The 1,773-nt window shown below is 49.7% G+C and carries 1 rRNA gene; it reads right to left on the reverse strand.

What is annotated here, in order from left to right:
- Positions 1 to 61 precede the first annotated feature (61 nt).
- Positions 62 to 1,627, reverse strand: a 16S ribosomal RNA gene (locus tag ACKTSF_RS14035).
- Positions 1,628 to 1,773: the final 146 nt, after the last annotated feature.

Below are 1,773 nucleotides of genomic sequence, written 5' to 3' on the forward strand. Positions count from 1 at the left end.
AAACCCCTCAAAACTGACCATTGTTTCGACAAAGTATGTGTAGCCTCCGTATATTCCTTAGAAAGGAGGTGATCCAGCCGCAGGTTCTCCTACGGCTACCTTGTTACGACTTCACCCTAATCATCTGTCCCACCTTAGACGGCTGACTCCCGAAGGTTATCTCACCGGCTTTGGGTGTTACAAACTCTCATGGTGTGACGGGCGGTGTGTACAAGGCCCGGGAACGTATTCACCGCGGCATGCTGATCCGCGATTACTAGCGATTCCAACTTCATGTAGGCGAGTTGCAGCCTACAATCCGAACTGAGAACGGCTTTAAGAGATTAGCTTAGCCTCACGACTTCGCGACTCGTTGTACCGTCCATTGTAGCACGTGTGTAGCCCAGGTCATAAGGGGCATGATGATTTGACGTCATCCCCACCTTCCTCCGGTTTGTCACCGGCAGTCTCACCAGAGTGCCCAACTTAATGCTGGCAACTGATAATAAGGGTTGCGCTCGTTGCGGGACTTAACCCAACATCTCACGACACGAGCTGACGACAACCATGCACCACCTGTATCTATGTCCCCGAAGGGAACGTCTTATCTCTAAGATTGGCATAGTATGTCAAGACCTGGTAAGGTTCTTCGCGTAGCTTCGAATTAAACCACATGCTCCACCGCTTGTGCGGGCCCCCGTCAATTCCTTTGAGTTTCAACCTTGCGGTCGTACTCCCCAGGCGGAGTGCTTAATGCGTTAGCTGCGGCACTGAAGGGCGGAAACCCTCCAACACCTAGCACTCATCGTTTACGGCATGGACTACCAGGGTATCTAATCCTGTTTGCTACCCATGCTTTCGAGCCTCAGCGTCAGTTACAGACTAGACAGCCGCCTTCGCCACTGGTGTTCTTCCATATATCTACGCATTCCACCGCTACACATGGAGTTCCACTGTCCTCTTCTGCACTCAAGTCTCCCAGTTTCCGATGCACTTCTCCGGTTAAGCCGAAGGCTTTCACATCAGACTTAAGAAACCGCCTGCGCTCGCTTTACGCCCAATAAATCCGGACAACGCTTGCCACCTACGTATTACCGCGGCTGCTGGCACGTAGTTAGCCGTGGCTTTCTGGTTAAATACCGTCAACTCCTGAACAGTTACTCTCAAGAGTGTTCTTCTTTAACAACAGAGTTTTACGAGCCGAAACCCTTCTTCACTCACGCGGCATTGCTCCATCAGACTTTCGTCCATTGTGGAAGATTCCCTACTGCTGCCTCCCGTAGGAGTTTGGGCCGTGTCTCAGTCCCAATGTGGCCGATTACCCTCTCAGGTCGGCTACGTATCATTGTCTTGGTGGGCCTTTACCTCACCAACTAACTAATACGCCGCGGGTCCATCCAGAAGTGATAGCCGAAACCATCTTTCAAACAGAAACCATGCGGTTTCTGTTGTTATACGGTATTAGCACCTGTTTCCAAGTGTTATCCCCTGCTTCTGGGCAAGTTACCCACGTGTTACTCACCAGTTCGCCACTCGCTTCATTGTTGAAATCAGTGCAAGCACGTCATTCAACGGAAGCTCGTTCGACTTGCATGTATTAGGCATGCCGCCAGCGTTCGTCCTGAGCCAGGATCAAACTCTCATCTTAAAGATGATGCTTGAATAGCTCATCGATTGTTGTTACTTTTTGTTATAAAAGCGAATTGACTTCGCAAATATTGTTTGGGTTTGATACCAAGTATCAAACCGCCCTACACATATTTGGTTTGTCGAAACAATGTTCAGTTTTCAAAG

This window comes from Levilactobacillus muriae (genome assembly GCF_045862015.1).
GTDB classification, from domain to species: Bacteria; Bacillota; Bacilli; order Lactobacillales; family Lactobacillaceae; genus Levilactobacillus; species Levilactobacillus muriae.